Genomic DNA, 24472 nt, shown 5'->3' with positions numbered 1-24472 from the left:
GGGCGAGGCTCCCGCCGAGACGTATAGATCCAATAGTTCGCCAGGAGGCTCACCCTCCCATCTTTTCCAAAGCTTGTGCATCAAACAAAAGGGCATTACGTATAACTACCCGTCAATTCGCCATGCAATGATCGCCGGAAGAATAATTGCGGCGCAGATCGGCCAAGGATTGCTGTACTTCTTCCAGCCTTTTCTGATAACGGGGAATTTCTTCGGATACGATTCCCATCATGGCGTAATCGCGGTTGCGGATGTTTTGCAGGCGAACGTCGTCCAACACGAGAATCATCGCTTCCAAAAATTCCGCCTGATCGAGAAGATGCTTCTCCCGGCTAACCCACTGTTCGCCGCGCGTAAACAACCGGTCTCCATATCGCCCAACTTCGGCGGCAACGGGAAGGCTAATCACGTTACCCATGCGAATCCTCCATAAGAAATTGACGAGCGGATGAAAGGAAGCCGCTCACGATTATCATGAAGAAAAGCAACAGACATGCCATGCCGCCAAATAATCATAATGGCCTGATATTTAAAGAGTTCCTCTAAATAGAATTTAAATTTGACAATAAGAGAAAGGAAAGAAAATCGCTTAGAGGAAAAAAATGCAGGGTAGATCAGAGCAAAACGCTCATAAGCCTGTTTTTCATCACTCATCAACATAGAGTTTTTCTATTCCATACGGTAGGATTAGTTCATTCCATGATAATGGAGGAATTGCCATGAATTCGATCCATACAAGACGAGTGAACAGACCAGGAATGTCGCGGAGAACGATGATTCAAACCAGCGCATGGAGCACGCTGGGATTATGGGGTTCAGGTTGGTTGAATCCCGTTGCGGGACAAGCCGCCGTCTCATCCGAAAAAGGCGATTATGCGGCGTTGAACCGCTTTCCCCGCATGATGCAGGAATATTTCGTCGACCGCATCGTCCGCATCGATGAGGATAATAAAAAACGGATATCGTCGCTGCAAAGCCGGACGGACGCGGAAGCGTATATCCAATCCGTGCGCCAGAAGATTCGCGAATGCTTCGGTCCTTTCCCAGAAAAGACGCCGCTGAATCCGCGAATAACCGGAATCGTCGATCGGGACGCCTATCGCATCGAAAAGGTCATATTCGAGAGCCGCCCCAATTTTCTCGTTACGTCGAATTTATATATCCCCAAAGGAAAGTCCTTTCCTCTTCCCGGCATCGTGGGTTCCTGCGGCCATTCCGATAACGGCAAAGCCGCCGAGCCTTATCAATCCTTCGCGCAGGGTTTGGCGCGGCTGGGCTACGTAGTATTGATCTACGATCCCATCGGCCAGGGCGAAAGGCTGCAATACCCGGACGAGAATCTGCATTCGCGTTACCGGCCCGGCGTAGGCGAGCATATTCAAGCCGGAAATCAGCAATTCCTGGTTGGTGAATTCATCGGATCCTGGCGGGCGTGGGATGGCATCCGGGCGCTCGATTATCTGCTATCCCGCGAGGAAGTGGATCCCCATCATATCGGCGTTACCGGCAATTCCGGCGGCGGAACCATGACGACCTGGCTATGCGGCCTCGAATCGCGTTGGACCATGGCGGCGCCGGGCTGCTTCGTCGTCACGTTCCGGCGCAATCTGGAAAACGAACTGCCCGCCGATACGGAGCAATGCCCGCCCAAAGCGCTGGCGTTAGGATTGGATCACGCCGATTTCATCGCCGCGATGGCGCCTAAACCGGTCATTCTACTAGGCAAGGAGAAAGACTTCTTCGATATTCGCGGGCTGGAGGAGGCCTATGCGCGTTTGCGGCGCATTTATAAACTTCTCAGCGCTGAAGAGAATATCGGCCTATTCGCCGGTCCAACCTATCATGGCTATTCGCAAGAATTGCGGGAAGCCATGTATCGCTGGTTCAATAATGCGACGCATGTTTCCACCGCTCAAAGCGAACCGGAACTCGTCATCGAAAAGGACGAAACGCTCTGGTGTACGCCGCGCGGCCAGGTCTGCGAACTCGGTTCCCGCACGGTATTCTCTTTTACGAAAGAAAAATCGGAGCAATTGGCGAAGCAACGCTCTCGGCTCAGCGGCGATGCGCTCAAGCAAGCGGTAGCGGCGGCGTTGAAAATGCCTCAAAGCCAAGGCGTTCCCGAATTCCGGATTCTGCGCGCTTTGCCTTCCCGCCAATATCCCAAGCCGCATTTCGCAACCTACGCCGTGGAAACGGAACCGGGGATTTTCGCTCTAGTCTATCGACTGGCGCAAGAATCCTTATATTCCCGCCCGCCGCGAGACGCGAAGCGCGCCGTGCTCTATGTCTCCCATCTCTCCAGCGACGATGAATTGCACAACGAACCGCTGATCCGCGAGTTAATCGAATCGGAACCGGGGGCGGCTTTCTATTCCTGCGATGTGCGGGGCGTCGGCGAATCCAAACCGAACACTTGCGGCGCCGATTTTTCCAATCCTTACGGCTGCGATTATTTCTACGCCATCCATTCCATCATGCTGGATTATCCCTATACGGGACAGAAAACGTATGACCTATTGCGAGTCATCGCGTTGTTGAATTCCTGCGGGCATTCGGAAATCCACATCGCCGCCAAGGGGTGGGGCGCCCTTCCGGCTGCGTTCGCATCTTTGCTTACCGAATCCGTCGTTCAAATCACTTTCAAAAACGCACCTGTCTCTTTTACCCAAATCGCTGAAACGGAGGATTACAAATGGCCGCTATCCACCTTATTGCCGGATGTTTTGAAAACCTTCGATCTGCCCGATTGCTATCAAGCGCTGGAAAATAAAAAACTGCGCCAAATCGAACCCTGGGGAGCCGCGCCGGAACTTGGTTGATAATAAAGGGAGAATAACGGAGAATCCACAATGGAGTTGACATCGCGGGAGCGGCTGCTTAGAACCTTCAACCGAGAACCGATCGACCGGATTCCCGTCTCTACTTACGAATTAATGCCCTTTGGCGCCGATCCCTGGTATGAAGCCCAACCCAGTTATCGGGAATTGCTGCAATTCATCGCGGAAAAGACGGATATTCTCTGCCTTTGGGATCAACCCGCCCAAAACGCCTGCGCCTGGGACGAAGAATTTCAGCGCTGGAGCGAGGGCGAGAGTTCCTTCGAGCGTTATATCCTCCATACTTCCAAAGGCGATCTGACTCGTCTGACGCGCCGCGACGCCAACCTGAACACTCTTTGGACCGTCGAACCTTTATTGAAAACTCTGGAAGACGCCGAAGCCTATTTCGCCTTGCCTTGGGATTTCGGCGGCGTAGATATGGCTCGCTACCGCCAAATCGAAGCGCGCATGGGGGAGCGGGGACTTATGCTTTGCGATACGCTGGATCCCGTCTGCGCTCTCGCATACGGTTTCGGCTTCGAATCCTTTATGATCTACGCCTGGCAGGAACGGGAACGCATCAAGAAGTGCATGGACGCCGTTTTGGAACGGCTGCTTATCGAGCTGCGCCATAAACTCGAACTGGGAGCTGGTCCCATCTGGCGCATCTACGGGCCGGAATACATCAGCCCTCCCTATTTTCCCGTCGAAGCGTTCCGCGAATTGGTCGCCGCTTACGACAAGCCAATCATCGACTTGATCCACGAATATGGCGGCAAAGCCCGTCTACACTCGCATGGCCGCGTCAGCCGCTTGTTGGACATCATCGTGGAAATGGGCGCCGACGCCATCGATCCCCTCGAACCGCCTCCGCAAGGCGACGTGGACTTGGCGGAAGTGAAGAAAAAATACGGCGATCGTTTGATTCTCTTCGGCAATATCGAACTCTCCTATCTGGAGTATTGGGAGGCCAGCCAGATCGACGATTACGTCAAACACTCCATCGAGGCGGCGGGGAAGGGAGGCGGCTACGTCATCATGCCCACCGCCGCCCCCATCAACGCGCCATTATGGGAAAAGACGGCGCAAAACTACTATCGTTTTATCGAAACGGCTTTAGAATTCGGAAAGAATATTTTCTAAACCGAAAAGACAGCGATATCGTTAAAAAATTCCCGACGCATATCCTTCAGCGCGGGAAATTCGCGGCGATAATCGGCCAACGAGGCGTAATCCAATTCGGCGGCGATGGTCTTTTCGCCGTCCCCCGCTTCGGCGAGCGGCTCGCCGCGGGGATCGATAATAGCGCTGCATCCCGAATACGTATGTTTGGGATCTTTTCCGCAGCGGTTGACGCCGATGACGTAAGCCTGATTCTCGATGGCGCGGGCTTTCAATAACGCCTTCCAATGCGCTTCCCTTGCTTGCGGCCAGCAGGCGATCACGATCAATAAATCCGCTTGTTTGCGTATGGCGCAGCGGAAAATTTCGGGGAAACGCAAATCGTAGCAAACAAAAGGCGCGGCGACGAATTCGCCGCAGCGAAACGTCTCCACCCTCTCGCCGGGAATATAATGCTTATCTTCGTCCATATAGGAAAACGGATGCAATTTCCTGTAGCGGACGATTTCGTTACCGGATGGATCGAAGACGGCCGCCTCATTGCGTCCGCGTCCATCGGACGCTTTCGCGGCGATTCCCCCAACGACGTACGATTGGTAACGTTGCGCCGTTTCTCTTAAAAACCGCCAAGTCTCGCCCTTCTCTTCTTCGCAAATGGCATTGACATTCAAACTAAAACCGGCGGCGAACATTTCCGACAGGACGATCAAACTTCCAGGCGCGACAGTCTCCCGCTGGAGAAGTTCGCGGACTTTAGCGAAATTGGCTTGTTTATTTTCCCAAACGATATCCAGCTGAACGCCTACGGCTCTCATCGGCTTTCCATCTCGCTTCTTCTCCTCGCTATTTCCAACAAACTATGCGGAATCCCATATATTTATTGATATGACTCGGCGGAACCCAACTGCGATTCGCCGAACGGCAATACCAGGCTTCGTTTTCCCATCCGCCGCCGCGCTGGACGCGATAGATACCCGTCTTCGGTCCGGTGGGATTGTATTGCGCTTCGATGGGATAATCGGCGTACCAATCCTGACACAATTCCCACACATTGCCGTGCATATCGTAAAGCCCCCAAGGATTGGGCAACTTCATTCCTACATCTTTGGTTTCGGGGGTATAGTTTCCGCACCACCACATATAACGGTTATTCACGGAGCATTCCTCGCACTCGTCGCCGCAGTTCAAAACATCGCCGTGAGAATACCGCGTCGTGGTTCCGGCGCGGCAGGCGCGTTCCCACTCCGCTTCATAGGGCAAGCGATAGCCGTTGGCGTTTTCGATGACGGTCCAATTGTCTTCCTTATAGGCGGGCGTGCGGCCGGACAACCGGCTCAGTTGATTGCAAAAACGGACGGCATCGAGCCAACTCACCTGATCCACCGGCCGGTCGGGCGACTGGAAGCGCGAGGGATTATATCCCATCACCGATTCCCATTGCGCCTGCGTTACTTCATATTTCCCCATCAAGAAATCACGCGACAACGTTACGACGTGTTGGAATTCGTCGATTTCCCTCCCACGCTCCGTATAGGTGCTGCCCATCAGGAAAGCGCCAGCCGGGATTTGAATCATCGTCAAAGACTTCGCTCCAATCGACAACGCGGGGATTTCGACGACGGTCTCCCTTACTTTGAAGGGCGTCGGCGTGGGAGTCGGCGTGGAGATGGGAGTGCTCTGCGGAGTCGGAGTCAAGTCGTTGAGAGCGGAGTATTCCAGCCTGCCCGATTCCAACCATTGCATCGGCTCATCGACGGAAAGCCGAAAAACGCGGAATTGATAGATATTTCCATGCTGCGGCCCATCGGCGAACTTTTTCGCCGTTATGAATTCATTGTTGGGAGTCCATAAGAAATAGGTGATCGAGCCGCTCATCGTCTGTCCGAGATATTCAAAAGTGCTGCTGTTTACGCTAATCTGGACATGGTAATCGCTGACGGAGGCGGGATCGCCGCCGAAATTCCAGGCGACCTGAATCGCCCGTTGGCTGGTGCGATCCACGTCCTTGCCATACATCAAATACGGCGCAAGATTTTCCCCGCCCAGGATATCGTCGTAAATGGCGATTTCGGGAACTTTCAAATTAGGCATTGTGGGTTGATACAATGGAATGGCGTTGCCTCCCACGATATTAAATCCGACTTGTCCCGCTTGCTCGAAGAAATCGTCCGTCGTTACCGAATCGTCAATGCGCACGACGCGGAAGGAATAGGCTGAATTGAATTGGGGACCATTGGAGAATTCCGGAGCCAGATCGGGCAGATTAGCTCTCCAATTGATGCTGGTGGCGCTGCCTATACTGGTTTTCCCAAGATACTTATAGCCGCCGAGTCCTTTACGGACGTAGATATGCCAATCTTTCGCCTTTCCCGGAGGAGTTCCCCAGAATACCGTCAAATTCCTGCCATCGATGGGATCGTAATCCGTCAGACCGGTGATATCGCCCCTCGAATCGCTGGGGGTATCATAGATGTAGATTTTCTGCGACGGCGGTTGATCCGACTCCGTGACGGAATATCCCAATTTTCCGCTTGTCAAATTATCCACATAACCTTCATAGGGAACCAAAACGACGCGGAACAAATAGACCTTGCCATGCTGGGGACCGTCGGCAAATTGGGAACTTGTCTGGAACTCGCCGATGGAGGTCCACCAGAAATAATTGATATGGGAACTGACGGTTTGCCCCAAATCCTTATAATCAGCGCCATCGACGCTGACTTGGACGTGATAATCTCGCACTAACGTCGGATCGATGCCGAAATTCCAGGCGATCATGAGCGCCCGCCATCGGGAATTGTCTACGTCAACTCCCGTCGTTCCCATCGGCGCCAGGTTATTTCCCCCCAAAATATCGTCATAAACGGCGACGTCGCGCAATTTCAAATTCGGAGGCGCGGGCTGAGTCAACGACGGCGTCGCCCCTCCTTCCATATTGTAGCCGATCCAGCCATTTTGATCGTAAACATCGTCCCGCCCCAACGAATTGTCAATGCGAATCATTCGGAAGGAATAGGCCGAGTTGAAATCGGGGCCATTTTGAAACTTGACGTTCAATCCCGGCGCTCCCGCTTTCCAACTTAAATAGGTTTTATTAGCGGCGCCGGACTGGCCGAGAAACCGTCCGCCGCCCAATCCCCGGCGCACGTAGAAATGCCAGTCTCTCGCGCTTTGGATAGGGGCTTTCAAATAAGCGAATAGTTCGCGAGCATCGGGGAGATCGAAATCGGCATCCCCGGTAAGATCGTTCAGATTAATGCTGTCGTCGGCTACGGCGAGCTTTAGCGCGGCGGACGTAGGCAACGATACCAGCGTTGGAGTCGTCGTTCCCGCCGCAGGAGTCGTTCCCGGCGGCAAGGTGGGCGTGAAAGTCGGCGCGCCCGCTGTTGGCGTCGTCCCGGGCGGCCAAGTGGGAGTGCGGGTCGCCGTCGGAGTAAAGGTCCGCGTTTCGCCCGGCGCAAGAGTAGCCGACGGCGTGAACGAATATGTCGGACTCGGCGTTCTAGTCGGGGTCGGCGTTCTGGTCGGCGTAGGCGATTTCAGCGGCGTAAAAGTGGATGTCGGAATCGGCTGAGGAGTCCCCGTCGCCGTCGGCGTGAAAGTTGAAGTCTTCGTTGGGGTTGGCGTATTCGTGGCCGTCGGCGTCGGCGTCGGCGTTTGAAACTGGAAAGTGAAGACGAACGTCGTCGTCTGGCCGAAGGAAGTGGAAAATGTCAGCGAGACGGTTTTGAGCGAATTTTGGACATCGGAGGGAACCTGATAACTATACTTTCCGATCAACCGGCCCGGCTCGGATTGCGATATCGCAAAGGCGCCAAGATCGCCCTCGGTTTCAATGGCGGGGTAGTAAACGACTCCATTCGCCGGATCGACGACGATCATATAAATTTCCGCCAATTGATCGGGGAAAAGAACGCTCAATATATCGCCGGAAGCAATCGCCCCCCGCGACTCGCTATTGACGACGTATTCCGCGCTTATGGAAAGATTGGGCGGAGAGGAGGGATCGACCTGTATCGTCAAATACTTGGAATCCGTTTTCTGAGGCGCCGAGGAATCCACCATCTGAACCGTGAAACCATAGGTTCCCGACGCGGTCGGAAGACCGGAGATGATTCCCGAATCGGAGTCCAAGCGAAGTCCCGGCGGCAACGAGCCGGTAAAATACCATTTATAAGGTTTCGTCCCTCCATTTCCGATTAACGTTTCATTGTAAATGGAGTATTGCAAAACGGAGGGCAGCGCTTCCGTTCCAACGCGCACTCCTTCGTACAATTTCAAGTAGTAAGTATTGGATTCCGAAGATATGGGAGCCGCCGAATCGTTAACCCGGATCATGAAGCCTTCGCTCTCGCCTAATTGCAGCAAAGGATAACCGCTGATTTCCCCCGTGCCCGGATTGAGAGCCAGACCGTTCGGCAAATTTCCGTCGATAATTTTCCAGACATAGGGAGGAACGCCGCCGGAAACGGCGATGACGTCTTTATAAGGAACATCCTTGTACATAAGGATCAATGATCGCGTTTCGATAGCAACTCGGCTCAAGACCTTCATGGAATACGATCGCGACGTTTTCTTGGCGGGAACGCTGTCGTCCTCCACTTCGATCGTGAAGGCATACTCACCCGTTTGAATCGCCGATCCCGTTAAAACCGCCGTATCGTCCCCCGCTTGCAACTGCAGACCGGGCGGAAGACTGCCCGAAAGAAGCCTCCACGTATACGGTGAAGAGCCGCCCTTGACGTGAAGCAACGACGAAAAATTATCGTTAACGCGAACATTGCGGATTTGCGTCGCCGTGATCGTCATCGACGTCGTTACGGATAAGATGAATTGCTTCTGCGCCGTTTGCGCCGGCAATGATCGATCCGCCGCTTGAATAGTAAAAGTGGATTGGCCAGCCGCCGTTGGTTCTCCCGAAATGACGCCCGTCGTGGCGTCCAACGTCAGCCCTGTGGGAAGCGTTCCCGTTTTTACGCTCCATGAGTAAGGCGGCAATCCGCCAAACGCCGCCACGGGGGCTTGATAATATGCGCCAACCACCCCGTCTTGAAGCGAATCGCTGATAATGGAGATAGCCGGATTGATTTTCCAATAAAAAACCTTATCGAACGTTTTTTGGGTTCCGTCTTCGACTCGAACGCAAAACGAATATTCTCCCGCCGTAGTGGGAGCGCCGGATAGAACTCCCGAATCCTGATTGAGAGCGATGCCCGGCGGAAGATAGCCATATACAATGGACCATTTTTGCGGAGGCGGTCCCAATTTGGATGTTAACGATATCGTCGTGGAACTGCCGATCTGACCCGATGAGATTACAGAAGGAGTGATAATGCCCAATTGAGAACTGGTTTGGAATGAATAATCCTTTGTTCTCTTGGACGGCGACGGCGAATTGCTGTCCGTCACGGTTAACTTGATATTATTCAATTGGACGGCGCTGGGAACTCCTGAAATAATCCCCGTTTTGCTATTCAATGAAAGCCCGTCGGGCAACTGTCCTTCGTAGGAATAGGAGACCGGTTCGACGCCTCCCCGGATTCGAATCTTTTCCAAATAGTCGTACCCTTTCACGCCCGACGGTATAGACGTATTAAGAATGGCAAGGGAATAATCGATCTTAAGGGCGAAACTTTTATACCCTTCATGACCGTGTTGGTCGACAGCCTTAATGCCAAAGGAGCCGTAAAATTCGTCCGTCGGCGTTCCCGATAATACGCCGGTTTGCGTATTCAGCGACAAACCGTTCGGCAAATAACCGGAATACAATTGCCATGTTACGGCGTCATACCCGCCCGCCGTCGTCAACGTTTGGCTGTAGGTTTTGCCGATGACGCCGTCGATTACTTTTTGCGTGGCGATCGTCAAAGGATCCACCACATTCAGCGTGAACGTTTTATCCATTGTCCGATTATAATATTCCATGACCTGCACGGTTATCGTCGAAACGCCCGTGGAAGTTGGGATGCCGCTTATCACTCCAGCCGAAGACAACGTTAGTCCCGTCGGCAAGGTTCCGCTCGCCAGCGAGAACGTATATGGAGCCATTCCCCCCGTGACGACAATCGACTGGGAATAGGATTTATTGACGACGGCGCTGGTTAAAATATCGCTGTTGGTAAAGACGATGGGATCAGTCTGGACGATCGCGAATTCCTTTTGGGAATAGATCCCTTTCGAATCGGTTACCCGAATCGCAAAAGCATAGGTATTGGGAGTAGCAGGTATGCCGCTGATAATTCCTTCCGCCGAATCCAAACTCAAACCGAGAGGCAGCGAACCATAAGCGACCGTGAATTTATAAGGATATACGCCCCCGCCCATGCGGATTCTCGCCGAGTAATATTGGCCTGTCACGGCCAAAGGCAGCGTCGCATCCGTGATGTTCAACGGCCCCGACGCGGGCAATTCGACGAGAACCTGGGTCGTATCTTTTTCCTTGATGACGACATTGGAGACCGTTTGCGTCTGATAATTGGCGCTCGACGCCGTAACGGAATAGGTTCCAGGCGGCAAATAACCGAAACTATAGACGCCGGGATTAATCAACCGTCCCTCATTGCCCGTATTCGTGGTTACTTCCGCTTCGGAAAGAGGAGCGCTATTCGCCCGGTCGACGACCTGGACGGAGAGAGAATCCCACAACCACCATGTCTTGACGGTTCCATCCGCGCTGGCCGTCGCCACTTGTTTGTCATTCGAATTGGGAGAAAAGGCGATATCGGTGATGTCTCCCGTATGGCCGGTAAAGTCGCGGACGTATTGGCCGGTATAGGTATTCCACAGTTTGGCCGTCTTATCGCTGCTTCCAGTAATGATCTGGCTGCCATCCGGCGAAAAAGCGACCGATAGAATGGGACCGGTATGGCCCGATAAGATATGCTCCACTTGTCCCGTGCTCGCATTCCAAATTTTGGCGACGTTGTCGGGCGCGCCGCTCCCCGTTACGAAGCGCAAGCCGATGGGAGAATAATCGACGGCCAGGATGGCGCTCGTCTCGCTGCATGCGTAAATCATCGCGCCGGAGACGGCGTCCCACAACTTGGCGCTTTTGTCCCAACTCCCCGTTAGCACTTGCGTTCCATCCGGCGAAAGCGCGACGGAGGTAACCCGGTCGGAATGGCCAGTGAACGTTTTTAGAAGCACCTGGTGATAAGCGTCCCAAAGGATCGCTGTTTTATCGTAACTGCCGCTCAAAGCGCGCGTCCCGCTGGGGGAAAAAGCGACGGAAGAGACCGTATCGGTATGGCCGACCAACCGCCGATGTTCCGACGCCGTTTCCAAATCCCAGATTTCCACGACGTTGCTCAGGCTCCCGGTGAGCGCTTTGGTTCCGTCGGGAGAAAAGGCGATGGAAAGAAGATACCAGGGGCCGGGATAGCTGCGGACTTCCAGACCTGTGGAGGCGTCCCACAATTTCACCAATCCATCCTCGCCGGCGGTCAAAACTTGGTCGCCCTTGGGCGAAAAAGCCACGGCGGTCACTTTCCCCGCATGTCCGGTCAAGGTATGGATAAGATAACGATCCACCTCTTGCGCCGCGCCGGATAGAGCGCATAAGCCGAGAATCAAAATCAGCCAGATTATTCCGCCTTGCCGCATCGTCTTCCTCATGATTATGAACCATCCTCCCGCTGAACAACCTGCGCGGCGGTTTTTGCATAATTGCTCATGTTGCGTAGTTCCATTCCCTCGCCCTTTGGGAGAGGGTTAGGGTGAGGGAAATATAAGTCCATTAACATCAACCCTCACCTAACCTCTCCCCATCTTGGGAGAGGGACAAAAAACAACAATCTCAATACCGTTTGGCATTATATGCTTAATCGTTCCCGGAGTTCTCTGACTCCAAGCGTATCGAACTCAACGTCAAATCGTCGACCGTAATGGAAGTCAGCGATCCCATACCCGCGTTTTGAATGACCACCAGGGGCGGCATCAAGGGATTGGGAATTTGGAAATTTCCTCCCACCAGCATCGGCCTCCATTCTCCCGTAGGCGCTAAATTGAAGCCGCCTTCGAAAAGAACGATCTCCTCCCACCCTTGCGTAATGACCAGAGCCATCATTCCGCCCTCTCCGTATTCGCGGCTCGCCCTCGCTTCGGCGAGAAACAAATCGGGAATGCGCGGCTTCGCCGAATAAGCCCACACGCCGGCGTTGGCCGACGTCTCGAACGTATTCACGGCCAGTTTGATGGCTTTGTTGTTGGCGCTCCATATCAGGTGCACGTCTCCGTCGTCTCCGTTGATATTAGTCAACAACGTTTTCAAATTCCCCTCGAAAGAGCCGTCGGGTTCGAGTTGCAGCATGCCGCGGACGGCGGGTACGAATTTTTCCACCCGCAATCGATCGACGAGCACGTTGATCGTATCCGTCGCGCTGGGTGGATTGACGATTTGCACGCCGATCTGCAATGCTCCGCCAGGCGGCTTGTAGACGAGCGACATCTCGCTTTCTGCATTGAGAGGCAACGAGCCGCCTCCGGCCTGGTGATAGGCCAATTGACCGTCCACGGGCGAATTGAATCCGATCAGGGCGATGGAAGCGGAAGCGGAATTCGTCAATGCGGAACATTTAATCAACACGGGCTCCGTAGCGAGATAAACGTTTTGCTTGGAAACCAAGATCGCCGCTTCGCCCGGCTTGGCCTGAACGAACATGGCGCCGCCGGAAAATAGATCCGTATCCGCGTAATCCGCGACGAAAACAAAGGCGGATTGGTAGCCGCCCGGCGACAAGATTTCGAATTGATCCGTCAAATCGCTCCCTTTGCTGAAATCGTATCCCAAAATCGTCGGCGTTGGCGTGATCGTCGGCGTAAAAGTCTGGGAAGGCGTCAGCGTGATCGTCGGCGTGAATGTCCGAGTGGGCGTCGGGGTCATCGTCGGAGTAAACGTCTTCGTCGGAGTCTTTGTCAATGTCGGCGTCGGCGTCAACGTCGGCGTTGGCGAGAAAGAGGGATTCGGCGTCGGCGTGCGCTTCGAAAATCCTGATTCCACAAAACCCACGAAATCGATCTCGAAGTAATTCATGGCGTCGCCGGGATCGATGCGCAGAGTAGTAATCATCTTAGGAACTTCGAACAAATCGCTGAAATCGACGTAATACGTTTTGTATTCGAAAGGCGAATCCGTTTCGATGACGGCGGGACCGTAATACTCTTCGTTTTCCGTAATGAAATAGATCTCGACAGGACGAGCGTCCGACATCAGGATCCGCAAAACCAACTCGTGCTGGGCAAAGGTATCGATCTCCAATCCTTCATAATACAGGAAAGGATCGTCGGGAATCGTCGTCCCTTTCAGGAAACCGCCCTCTACAATGGCGGCCTGCACCTGGGAATTGATTCCCCAACCTAGAAAATCCCCGTCATGATTGAATTCGAAGATCGGCGATACAGGCGCCGTTACCTCCAGGACGATCGTTTCGCTGACGATGTCTTTTCCGTCGTTGACGGAAAATCTCACATCGTATGTTTGCAAAAAATTCTCGTAATTGGGGGAAAAGGAAAAAAATCCCGAAGCCGGATTGAATTGGCTGTTGGGAGGCAGGCGATCCGCCTGCAAGGTCAAGGAATCTTTATCCTCGTCCGTGGCGAAGGCCAGCAGATAGAAGTTTTCCCCGACTTCGAGAACTTTGCCGGACGGAGGGTTCAAATATAACTTGGGTAAACGGTTGAAATCGACGACGTTGATCGTCCGCCATTGCGTTTTCGTATGCTGCCCGTCCGATACGCTGAAAGCGACGATATATTCTCCCGCTTGCTTATAGTCGGGCGAGAAGGAGACATCGCCCGTATTTGACTGGACTACCATATTTTTCAACAGCGGCGAAACACTGTAGGTCAGCGTATCGCCCAAATCGGGATCGATTCCCGTCATGCGAATCAAAACGGATTCGCCCTCTTTGATCGATAAGGTTCCGAGAAAACTCAACTGCAAATCGGGAGGACGATTGTTCTCCAAAACCGCAATCGTCGCTACGGCGGAGTATTGTTGAATTCCATCGCTCGCAACGATATTTAAATTGTACGTTCCCGCCTGACCGTAGTCCGGAAGAAACAGAAACAGGCCGGTGGGATCGAGCGAAGAATTCATCGGCATGGGATAGACGCTGAAAACGTACGGCAAAACGCCGGCGTTGTCCATTTCGAAAAACAGCGTGACCGGTTCGATTTCATACGTAACGATATTGGCGCTCGGTTTGATGAGGAGATGGGTTCCCTCATCGTTTCCGACCTCGACCGCCGCTTCCGCCGTTAGGACGGCATGTCCATCATCGGAAGCGGAAAAGACGAAGCGATACGCGCCCGCTTGTTGAAAATCGGGACGAAAACGGAATTCTCCTGTTATTTCGTCCAAGGCGGCGTGATCGACGGCGGGCGTGACGGAATAGACGTATGGCCGGGAACTGGGATTGTCGACTCGCAGCGAGAAAGAGAGCGACTCGTTTTCCATCATAGAAAAGGAGTCGCTGGGTATGATCCTCAATTTCGCTGGGGAAGCGTCCATGATCGAAACGGCGGCGGTCGCCGATAAAACCGTCGCGCCATCGTCCGCCAGGAAAGTAAAACTATATTCACCCGCCTGATCGTAATCGGGGAAAAACCGAAAAACTCCAGCGTCGAAATCGATGGAGGCGTTGCGCGTAACCGGAGAATAATCGTAACGATATTTCGAAGAACCTCCGTTCGCGACGGCGAGGGTAAGCGTCGCGATTTCATTTTCCTTTCCGATCGCGCTGGCGGCGGGCTGAATCGTTAGATACGGCGTAGCCGCGCGCGGAAAAAATCCACTCGCCGTTTCCGAATCGGGCGACGCCCATACCGGAAAACTCAACGCTGAGACCAATAATTCCAACCAAAGCCAACGGCTTAAAACACTCATCGATCGTCGCCTCCCAGCCGCTTCGCCAGCGCTGGATGGTAGTCATTTCATTTATTGAATATTACATTATCGAAAAAAACGTTTTCGTCCGTCTCTGGTTTCGACGGCGCTTATTCTACGATCCAAACGATGCGGAATCCCGCATTGACGTAACGGATTTCCGGCTCCTGGGCCAGCCTCCGGGCGGAACGGCAGTGGCTGGCGTGTCCGCTCCATTTTCCGCCGCGCAAAACCCGCTTCGATCCCGAGGCGGGGCCGGCGGGATCGTCAACGGCGTTGGACGCATATGAACCAAACCAATCCTGGCACCATTCCAACACGTTTCCGTGCATGTCGTACAATCCCCAAGCATTCGGCTGCTTCTCTCCGATCGGCTTGGTGCCGTGTCCGTAACTTTCGTAAAGATCGTTGCCCAGCCACCACATATATTGATCGAATAGGCTGCAATAATTGGCGTCTGCGTCTACGCACTCCAACGCGTCGCCGAAAGAGTAGCGCGTCGTCGTCTCGGCGCGGCAGGCGTATTCCCATTCCGCTTCCGTGGGCAGCCGGAAAGTGCCTTTATCGACTTCCCGATTCAACACTTCGATGAAATCCAGGCTGTCAAGCCAACTGACCGCTTCCACCGGTTTATTGTAATCGTCGCTGAACCAGGAGGGGTTATTTCCCATAACCGCCCGCCATTGCGCCTGAGAGACTTCATAAACGCCGATATAAAAGTTTTTCGAGATTTTTACGGAATGCCGCGGTCCTTCGTCCACTTCCCGCGATTTTTCCTCCTCCGGACTACCCATCATGAAACTTCCCGCCGGGATGAGATTCATATCCAACGTCATCGAATCCGGCGGCAAATTGGGCAAAACCACGGTTATGACTTTGGCTTCCGCCGTATGGGGATAGATGGTAAAAGGTCCCGGCGTAGCGATCTTGACGGGAGTCGCCGTGAACGTCGGCGTAAACGTCGGAGTCATTGTCCCCGTCGGCGTTACGGAAGGCGTTGGAGTCCATGTCGGCATGGGAACGATCGATGTATCTTCATTGACGAAATAGTTCAAGACGCCGCTGGTCATGGATGTCCCCTGGCCGCTGACGGGGACCAATGTAATGCGGAATTGATACATCTTTCCGTCTTGCGGCCCATCCCAAAACGGCTTCTTCGTATCGAAGGGACGCTTAGGCGTCCAGAGAAAATAATTCAAGCGGGAATCGTTGGTCTGACCCAACGGCTGAAAATCCCCATCGTCCACTTTCACTTCGACTTGATAATCGAGGATATTTTCCACATTCTCCATGAAGTTCCACGCCACGCAGATCCCGCGCCGGTCCGGCGGATCGACATCGTACCCATCCAACCCTTGCGGCGCCAAATCGTCCCCGCCTAGATAATCGTCGTAGACGGATACTTTCTTCGCTGTTAACTTCGGCATTTCCGGCGGTGAGAGCGATACGGCGGCGGTGCCCTCCACGTTGAAACCTTCGGGAATATCCTGATTGTAGTAATCGTCCTTGGTTAAGCGATCGTCGATCCGGATCACGCGGAAAAGATAGATGGAATTGAATTCGGGGCCTTTTTGAAATTCGCCCGCGATAAGCGGACTGCCGGAAAACCAATCCAATCGGCGATCCTCCCGCGTTCCCGTAGCGCCGAGATATTTCTGTCCATTGATCCCCTGCCGTACGTAAACATGCCAGTTCGTCGCATTGCCGTATGGCGCCGTCCACCGGATAGTAATCTGGCGCGCATCGGCCGGATCGAAATCCGTCTGGCCTGACAAATCGACGACGGTTTCCGCATTGTCCGTAACGTAGACCACCCGAGGCTTTACAGGCGTCGGCGTAGGCGAAACGAATATCGTAGGAGACGGCGTCTCCGTCGGTTCTAGAGTGGCGGTTGGCGTAACATAAGGAATCGTAGGCGACGCGGTAAACGTTGGCGTGGGAGTATTCGGCCGCGGCGTAAACGTGGGCGCGTTCAAATCGTCCACGACGGCCAAGACCACTTGCCGCTCCGTGGCATCGCTGCCGTCATACGCATAGACGCTGAAAAAATACGTTCCCAGTTTGGACGTATCCAACAGATATTCCACCAACGTAAAATGGGGCAGTTCCTCGACGGATTTCAGTTTTACTGGCGCCATATAGGAGGTGGTTACTTCGATGAGGTCGCCGTTATCCGAATCGTAAGCGACGACAAGCAGTTCCATTTTTTCGCCCTTGAGCAAAATAAACGTATCGCCGGGGCTGAAGGAAATTTGCGGAGGAACGTTGCCCGGCCGAGGCGTATTCGTCGCGCCTCTCGTCGGCGTAGGAGTCGCTGTCGGTTCCGGCGTATTGGTAAAAGTCGGCGTCGGCGTCGGCGAAAAAGCGCTTGTCGGAGCGGGCGAAAGCGTGGGCGTAGATGTTGGCGTCGGCGTATAGATGGGGGCTTCGGAAACGTCGATGGTCCCGCTGAGGAACTCGGCGTCCATCTTTCCATCATTGATCGTCGATCCTTCCAGGAAGCCCAACTGAAGGGATTGAGTGGCGGCATCCTCTTTGACCTTGACGCGCAAATTCAAAAGAACGCCCGATCCCGTCAAAGCGGTTTGAGTCGTCGAGCCGACGATAATGACGAATCCGTTACTCTTGGACAAGTCATTGTCTAAAAGGCTCCATTTTCTCGTCAAGGTTCCGCCGCTGTCGAATTCTATGTATTCCAAAGGATAATCGGGCGAAGTATTCGGAAAATCGACGATTAATTTCATGGATAATACGCCGTCGGCGTTATCGATGCTGATCGGAATCAATATTTCTTCGCCGGTTTTGCCCTGTATGGCGCCGATGGTGATTTTCCTGGTCTGGGCAATAGATTCCTTTACGGAAGGGAGTAGCGACAAGACCGCGAGCATAAGAATTACAATGAAACGAAGGCGATAGGAAGAACTCATCATTCCGCTCCCAAAAGGATTTTCTGCGATTCTACATAGTATCGGATTCTTGAGAAATAAGTTGAATCGGCTCATTGCTTTTGAAGTTATTTTTTCCCCGGAATGAAACAACGTATCCCACCATCTTATATGGGAATCGTCAGGGAAAAAATAGAGGATTCCTAATCTCAATTCATTTCTGCTCCCGTCGAGTGACAAGGGCAAGGTCTTTTCTGCCCTTGAATTCATCGTCGCTAAGCCTGGGAAAAGGGAACGCGCGCCCCAGTCGTTCGACCGCAAGCGCGCGTCCCATTTACCTATCCGGCGCGATTCGCCGGCCTTTGCTTCATGCCATCTTAATAGAACATCCAGTTGTCGACGTCGGTCGTCGCTTTCGCTTCGCCCGTCACGAGATCGATTGACGTAAGGCTGGCGCCGTCGATGGCGATCTGACCGTCGTTGATCTGGGACAGCGCCTTATCCACTTCCACGATCAGCGGTTGATCGGCTCCGGCGACAGGCTCGAAGTTAACGGAGACGAGTCCGCTTTCGCCTTCATCCAGAGGTTTCATCAAAGCGCCCACGATGATCAACACGCCATCCTGCGCATTGGCTACGACGGCGTCCGAAGGCGATTCCATCCAGCAAGCCGAATCGACCGCCGCTTTCAGAACGCTGGGATCGTAACGCAACACCATGCGAACGCCGCTGATGTCATCCGCGTCGTCCACGGAGAGATTCAACGTCCAAGAGTTGGCGCCGCTCGCCACGGAAGCCGCCAATTTTCTCGGTTGGGAAGCGATGTTTCTCGAAGCCGCCATAGCGGGAATCAACGGATCGGGACCATAGCCGTCTTCGTCGTCATCCACGTCTTCGAACTTGTTGATAATGCCCGCCGCATATTGCAGCAACAGCGTCGCATCCAAAGTACCCGCCTTGCCGTCGCCGTTCAGATCGGCCGCTTCCGGGAAGGAGGGAGAAAGCGTATCCGGATATCCCGTGAAGTGATCGATGAGGAGAGCGTTGAACTGCATCAATTCCGCCGCATCCAAGGTTCCGGGGATATTATCGTTGTTCAAATCGCCCCACATGAACCGCTGGCCGACGTAGATTTCCGCCGGGACGCCGTAGAAATCGATCGCGCCGTCGTTGATAGACGTATTGACGTTGATGAATTCGATCTTCGTCTTGGTTCCGTTCGGCACGGTCGGGAACGTGCGGAACTTTACTTTCAATAAGGTCGTGGCTTGATTGGCGGCGATCTTCGTATGGCCTACGCCGACGATCGTCAGCAATCCGGCGGATGAGTTGTTGTTCACGACGGGATCCTGGAAGTTCTTCGCCGCCGTGTTGGCATGGGTGGCGCTGCCGCTTACATAGTACAGTTTCGTATTGTCGTATTTCAACTGCACTTTGTAGGATTCGACATTCTGGGTATCACTCAGTTTAATCTTGAATTCCATTTCGCCCTGCGGTTTCATAAAGAGTCCCAATGGATCGTCCGTCTCCGCCGAAAACTTGCGCGTCGTGCTGACGAACTGCGTGCCGCCGCGTCCAATCTTGAAGTAGTAATCGCTAACGTCAAAGTAAGTGGTTTCGTCGTCGGCGCGGGTGATTTTAATCAAGCATTGGCTGGAATCGATATCTTGAATATTCTGCCAAGCGCGGCCGCTTGTCGATCCGCCAGTCGATACGTTGACATTCGTTACGATCGGCACGTTCAATGTTAAGGGAGTCGTAGCGAGCGCTGTCAACTCCGTATAGGTGGCGCCGGCGTCCGAACTGAAGTAGAACTTGCACAGAGCCGATTTATCCGTAGCGAAAACAAACGTAACATCCGCCAGCGTATTGTTCGCCACTTCGAAATCCTCGCCGCCGTTGGGATAAATCAACTTGACGCCTTCGGCGGGCGGCCAATTGCTGAGGTCTTCGCCCCACCATCCGTAGATATTCTGATTCGTCGCCGGAATAACCGCGTAGCCCGATGATACTTGGCCAAAGCTGTCGTATATGGGGCGGCCGATGCGGTCGTAGAGCCGGGTGGTATCCGTCGCCGTAATCGGCAGCGCGCTTCCGCGCATATCGACGACCAATAGCGTAGGATCGGGAATGTTAATGCTCGTATGCAGGAACCAGTCGTTATCCGTAACGTTATCCAGCAAAGTAATGGGATTATTCTTTATGATGAGCGATGTTAGCGAAGTCGGATCGCTGAAGGCGAAAGAGTTCGGCTGCAGCGTCGTCCGGTTCGTTCCATTGAAGTTTGGATATTTGATGCCGCATTCGGAAACATTCACGGTTTCCAACACTCCCGTGGAAGCATTATCCAATGTAGTAAGATGGAACGTTGTCTTATCCGTCAAATTACGGTTTTTCGACATATCCCAATAGGTCAACGCCGTCATGTAAGAAGCGCCGTAGACGGTTTCCGCCGCGATGTTGTTTTCCGAGCAGTCGAGGTAAGTTAGACTGGTAAAGAATGTGCAGCCCAGGATAGTGATCGGACCGATCGTATCATTGACTTTCAACGATTCCAGGTTATTCAACATCGTCGAATCGGTTGTGCTCAATATCGCGCGGACGCTGCCTTGGCAGGCTGACAATTCGTCGGTCGTAATATTGATTCTCGAGATATCCAGTTCGCGCATATCGGGATTGTTAGTGCTGCTGATGGAAACATCCGTGGCGTTGAACGTCGTATTGCCGGAAACGTCGAGAACCGCCAAATCCGCCTTGTTCGCATAACTCAAGGCGTATGTTCCCGATGTGCTGTGAATGGCGTTGTCTTGCAGAATCAACGTAACTAACTTTGTATTATTGACTAACACGTCTCTCGCCGTATACAAATCCGTCAATCCGCAATCCGATGCGTCCAGCAGTTTCAGTTCGGTCATGTGATCGAGATACAAACGGTTGCCGCCTCCCGTCGATAGATCGTTCTTTTTGGGTGTGGAAGCCGAGTCGCCGTCGCAATACAAATGGATGACCGTGTTATCTAATTGTAAGCAATCCGTCTCGCCGCCTATATCCGTGCCGATCTGCACGAAAAGATTGCGGCCCGCTTTCACTTCCCACAACTGCGGCCAATTCGTCTTAAGATCTAATGCCGAAATCTGATTGCCCGCAATATCCAACGTCCTCAACGCCGTGTTGTTCGTCAAGGAGATGGTAGTAAGGTTATTATCCGCCGCGAGAAAATCGTGCAAATTCGTAAGCAAGGAGAGATCGACCGAATTGAAATTATTGCCGGTAATGTCGAGATATTCGATCGTCGCGTGCGCCGCCACGAAAGTTATCGCCGTCAAGGAGTTATTGGCTAACTTCAAATCCTTGATAACGTTTTGACTGGCGGAAAGCTCCAACGCCGTCAACAGGTTTCCGGAAACGTCAATAGACCACAATTTGGTTAGTGGTCCAAGGTAATCCGTACCCGTCGTCGTCTTGAATTCCGTGATGCTGTTGTCCGACGCATCGAGTTGGGTAATGTTCGTAAAGTATTGCAAACCCTTTACCTCTGAGATGCCCAAATCGGAAAAATCGAACAGGCTGGTCTTTGCCGCGCAATCCGCCGCCGTGAAGGACGCGCCCGGCAATACGCCGAGGAACTGTTCGGCCGCGGCGCGAAATTGCGCATCGGGAAATTCGGTGGAATTGTTGATGTTTTGGGCGGACGCTTGTCCCGCCCCGAGCGCTAGCATTAAAAAGAGAGTGAAGAATACAGCAACGGTTTTTTTGCTAAAATAGCCTTGGATATTCGTATACATTATACGCCTCCTACATCGCCTCAAAAGTTGGCCACTACAACGCAGCGGCTTAATTTTACTTTCAACCACTGGGAACACAGTTAATGAATGGCTTATTTATTTGGCTAGAACAAATGGCGCATTCATTACCATTACAAGAGATCAAAAGGAGAACAGCATTCCAACAAAGCGCATAACATAATCAAGCGTCTTTTTGAAGATTCCCAACAAATAGACGAACTGCACATTGGTAAAGCGGTAACATTCGAATGACCTGAACCCTGCACATAATATGGTTTAATCGGATTTATCGGCCTCTGACATAAAAACTTTAATTATTTTTTTCTTGATAAAATCCCGCCTCTCAGTTTCCGCTTTGTAACTCTTTCTATACATTGAAGTTACGAATGCGATATTTTTTATAATTATTTTTCTGGAAAAAATAGGAGAGAGGGAAAAAAGCTAGTTATGATGGGCGTCAATCCAATAAAAAAACTGTCTTTTCTTCAGCAGGGAGCCGATTCTTCTATTATTATTGTTAAGCGAGCCGTTTCGATCGCTTGCCATCGAATCGGATGGAAGTGCATTTCCGTTGCGAGGATTTTTGAAGGGGAATATTACTTTTCCAGATACTCTTTTAGCAACGCCGCCAATTCAAGCGCTTCCGGGAAAGTGGCTTCCTGCAATAGGAATAACAGTTCCAGGAGATCGACGCCTCGCTCCAACAACGCCTCTATCATCTTGTTTCTTTCCACAGCATGAAAAGAGCCGATTTTACGGACGAGGATTTTACGCGATCCATCGAGCAGATCGCGGGCATCGGCGATTTGGAAAATCCAGGTTTCGTCTTTTTCCTTTTTCACGGAGACGAATATCTCGCAGGGACGGCCGGATTCGTCTATGCCCGAGATGCCGCCGAGAAACCGCCCCTTCATTTTTTTTTCCAGCGCCTCGCCGAATAGCTCCGTCAAAGGAGGAAGACGCAGCGCCTCCGCGTCGGATTTCTTCAAGACGGTTTTCAACCATTCGAAGGATTTTTTATAGAACTCTTTCGCTTCCAATCCCAAGATCGCTTTTAAAGAATAGACGCCCTGCGACTCCGGGACGGCGTAAAACAAGTTCCATTTCCCATCCCGGCTTTCGGCGGCGGAAACCAGGTTGTCACTCTCGGAACATCGATCGCTTTGCAAGAGCCGTCCTGGCATCGCTTTCGCCGCTTCCTTCCAAGAATTTACAGTGATTTCCGCGAAAAAAGGATAATGCTCCAGACGCAAGCCCAAACTATGCGTTTCTTCCCATAGTACGGCCAGCGAATAGGCGCCCAACGCCTCGATCTCCGGTTCCGGGAGCGCATTTTCCTCTTCGCATTCGATGCAAGAATAAAGCGTATAATCGCCCCCTTCATTCTTCCGGACGGAATAATGGACGCCCCACGCCATGCCGCTTTCCATCCCATCCTGAGAGCCGAGATAATACCCCGGCATTTTTTGGATAAGACGGCTGGATTGAACTTCTTCAAGATGAGGCAAACCAAGAATAGCCAATTCGCTCTCGTTCAATACCGGTACGAATCCGGCGTCTTGGAATAACTTTCTCAATTTTTCATAGACGCCTTGGGCGGTAACCGGCGCCCCATGACGAATCTTGAATCCCCCCTCCGCCTCTTTGGCGTAATGGACGCGCCATTGGCCCTCCGTTTTTTCCACGCTGACGGCGATTCCCGAACCTTCGGGATGCTGGTCACGAAGTAAGACGCCGGGCAGGCGTTCGATGATTTTTTCCCAATCTGCATTCATTATTCAACCTGCCGCCGCCATGAAACGGCGATTCAACCTATTTATCGATTGCGTTCTAAGCCCTAAACCCTTCCCCACGATCCCGCCATCCTTTCATTATCCCGCCGGAGGCGGAATTTTCAAACCGCCGTCCATTATTTTCCCAAACCTCATCTCCTCGTTCTACGCAAAACGGCGATCGGCGGCAAGGGTAGAGAGGATGGCATGATTTTTATATTGACATAGGGAAAAAAATCGCTGTATGATTAACATCAGACCTATAGGATATGAAAGAGTTGAATTCGCATCGGACCGTTTTCCCTTGGAAGGATCGATCATGGCGAATAATTTTGTTGACGCAATTTCAAAAGAGGAAATAGCCAAATTCTGCCAACGGTGGAAAATAAAAGAATTGGCTTTGTTTGGTTCGGTTTTACGCGACGATTTCGATACTGACAGCGATGTGGATATCATGGCCGATTTTGGTGAAAAGGCGGAATGGGGATTGCTCGACCATGTTCAGATGCAAAACGAACTGCAAGCAATGTTTCACCGAAAAGTAGACTTTATCGGCAAACGGGCAATCGAACGCAGTAAAAATTGGCTCCGCCGCCAAGCGATATTAGATTCCGCTCAAATCCTTTTCTCCGAGTATGAGGCCGAACATGCGGAGAGATGAGACAACTTTGTTGGATATAGCTAATGCAGCCAGCCTGATTCGGGTATTCATAGAGGGCATAACAAAAGAAGAGTTCAAAGACAAGTTCGAGATTAGATTATTATGAAAGAAAAACCGATCGCGGTTTGTACAGTATGCGGCGCACCCAGTCGAAACGTCAATGCGATAAACGGACCTTGTGGACTTAAAATTAATGGTAAGAGATGTCGCGGAGTTTACGGGAGCGCAGTGGCGCCAAATGATTGGGTAGAATGTCCATCATGTCAGGCAAATGGATTGGAGGGCGAAACTATATGTTCACAATGCAACGGATACGGCTGGCTGTACATACGAGGCGTGAGACGCTAATGCCCTCTATTCGCAAATTGAACACTAATACGAAAAAAACGACGCTTTACCCCATTCTATTCCAATTTTCCCATAGATCATAATTTATTCTGATGCTCTCTACACTTCTTCCAGGATAGAGAAAACCGCCCCCAAACCACCATCCTTTTATTATCTCGCCAGAGACGATAATTTCAAACCGCCGCCCGCTTT

At 52.3% G+C, this 24472-nt stretch carries 11 protein-coding genes; 3 read left to right on the top strand and 8 right to left on the bottom strand.

Going from position 1 to position 24472, the window contains the following annotated elements; translation table 11 throughout:
• Positions 1-112: 112 nt before the first annotated feature.
• Together AB1656_24575 and AB1656_24570 are read right to left on the bottom strand one after the other, a co-directional pair.
• The gene (locus tag AB1656_24575; protein MEW6238573.1) at positions 113-418 is read right to left on the bottom strand and encodes a hypothetical protein; all 306 of its coding nucleotides are present in this window, start codon (positions 416-418) and stop codon (positions 113-115) included.
• Positions 406-654: a hypothetical protein gene (locus AB1656_24570; protein MEW6238572.1), complete on the bottom strand. Its 249-nt coding sequence runs from the start codon at positions 652-654 to the stop codon at positions 406-408. The genes AB1656_24575 and AB1656_24570 overlap by 13 nt, the downstream gene beginning before the upstream one ends.
• A gap of 65 nt (positions 655-719) precedes the next feature.
• Between AB1656_24570 and AB1656_24565 the strand changes: the two genes are divergently transcribed.
• A complete protein-coding gene (locus AB1656_24565) occupies positions 720-2822 on the top strand; it encodes a prolyl oligopeptidase family serine peptidase (GenBank protein MEW6238571.1) in 2103 nt (700 codons plus the stop codon).
• Between the two features lie 30 nt (positions 2823-2852).
• Positions 2853-3965, top strand: coding sequence for a uroporphyrinogen decarboxylase family protein (locus AB1656_24560; GenBank protein ID MEW6238570.1), 1113 nt, complete (start codon positions 2853-2855; stop codon positions 3963-3965).
• Here AB1656_24560 and AB1656_24555 read toward each other — a convergent pair.
• From AB1656_24555 to AB1656_24530, 6 genes are all read right to left on the bottom strand, one after another.
• Positions 3962-4759, bottom strand: a complete 798-nt coding sequence (locus tag AB1656_24555) for a carbon-nitrogen family hydrolase (protein MEW6238569.1) — start codon at positions 4757-4759, stop codon at positions 3962-3964. The genes AB1656_24560 and AB1656_24555 overlap by 4 nt on opposite strands.
• 28 nt (positions 4760-4787) lie before the next feature.
• A complete protein-coding gene (locus AB1656_24550; protein MEW6238568.1) occupies positions 4788-11558 on the bottom strand; it encodes a putative Ig domain-containing protein in 6771 nt (2256 codons plus the stop codon).
• A 205-nt stretch (positions 11559-11763) separates the two neighbouring features.
• Positions 11764-14829 (bottom strand): hypothetical protein, encoded by a 3066-nt coding sequence (locus AB1656_24545; protein ID MEW6238567.1) that lies wholly within the window; start codon positions 14827-14829, stop codon positions 11764-11766.
• Between the two features lie 110 nt (positions 14830-14939).
• Positions 14940-17759 carry an SUMF1/EgtB/PvdO family nonheme iron enzyme gene (locus AB1656_24540; protein ID MEW6238566.1) on the bottom strand — a complete coding sequence of 940 codons (2820 nt, stop codon included), beginning with the start codon at positions 17757-17759 and terminating at the stop codon, positions 14940-14942.
• A 332-nt stretch (positions 17760-18091) separates the two neighbouring features.
• Positions 18092-21499, bottom strand: a complete 3408-nt coding sequence (locus tag AB1656_24535; protein MEW6238565.1) for a hypothetical protein — start codon at positions 21497-21499, stop codon at positions 18092-18094.
• Positions 21500-22095: 596 nt separating this feature from the next.
• On the bottom strand, positions 22096-23274 hold the full coding sequence (locus tag AB1656_24530; GenBank protein MEW6238564.1) for a hypothetical protein: 1179 nt from the start codon (positions 23272-23274) through the stop codon (positions 22096-22098).
• A 316-nt stretch (positions 23275-23590) separates the two neighbouring features.
• On the opposite strand from AB1656_24530, the gene AB1656_24525 reads away from it, so the two are divergent.
• A complete protein-coding gene (locus AB1656_24525; protein ID MEW6238563.1) occupies positions 23591-23932 on the top strand; it encodes a nucleotidyltransferase domain-containing protein in 342 nt (113 codons plus the stop codon).
• Positions 23933-24472: the final 540 nt, after the last annotated feature.

The sequence above is a fragment of the Candidatus Omnitrophota bacterium genome, assembly GCA_040755155.1.
Classification (GTDB): Bacteria; Hinthialibacterota; Hinthialibacteria; order Hinthialibacterales; family Hinthialibacteraceae; genus JBFMBP01.
Note: the sequence above shows the minus strand (reverse complement) of the source record. Positions and strands in the feature narration are given on the sequence as shown.

What these genes read in the sequence shown, in the direction of transcription:
- AB1656_24555 (MEW6238569.1), bottom strand. Translation starts at nt 4,759, where the DNA reads ATGAGAGCCGTAGGCGTTCAGCTGGATATCGTTTGGGAAAATAAACAA.
- AB1656_24570 (MEW6238572.1), bottom strand. Translation starts at nt 654, where the DNA reads ATGAGTGATGAAAAACAGGCTTATGAGCGTTTTGCTCTGATCTACCCT.
- AB1656_24545 (MEW6238567.1), bottom strand. Translation starts at nt 14,829, where the DNA reads ATGAGTGTTTTAAGCCGTTGGCTTTGGTTGGAATTATTGGTCTCAGCG.
- AB1656_24525 (MEW6238563.1), top strand. Translation starts at nt 23,591, where the DNA reads ATGGCGAATAATTTTGTTGACGCAATTTCAAAAGAGGAAATAGCCAAA.
- AB1656_24575 (MEW6238573.1), bottom strand. Translation starts at nt 418, where the DNA reads ATGGGTAACGTGATTAGCCTTCCCGTTGCCGCCGAAGTTGGGCGATAT.
- AB1656_24540 (MEW6238566.1), bottom strand. Translation starts at nt 17,759, where the DNA reads ATGATGAGTTCTTCCTATCGCCTTCGTTTCATTGTAATTCTTATGCTC.
- AB1656_24560 (MEW6238570.1), top strand. Translation starts at nt 2,853, where the DNA reads ATGGAGTTGACATCGCGGGAGCGGCTGCTTAGAACCTTCAACCGAGAA.
- AB1656_24565 (MEW6238571.1), top strand. Translation starts at nt 720, where the DNA reads ATGAATTCGATCCATACAAGACGAGTGAACAGACCAGGAATGTCGCGG.
- AB1656_24530 (MEW6238564.1), bottom strand. Translation starts at nt 23,274, where the DNA reads ATGAATGCAGATTGGGAAAAAATCATCGAACGCCTGCCCGGCGTCTTA.
- AB1656_24550 (MEW6238568.1), bottom strand. Translation starts at nt 11,558, where the DNA reads ATGAGGAAGACGATGCGGCAAGGCGGAATAATCTGGCTGATTTTGATT.
- AB1656_24535 (MEW6238565.1), bottom strand. Translation starts at nt 21,499, where the DNA reads ATGTATACGAATATCCAAGGCTATTTTAGCAAAAAAACCGTTGCTGTA.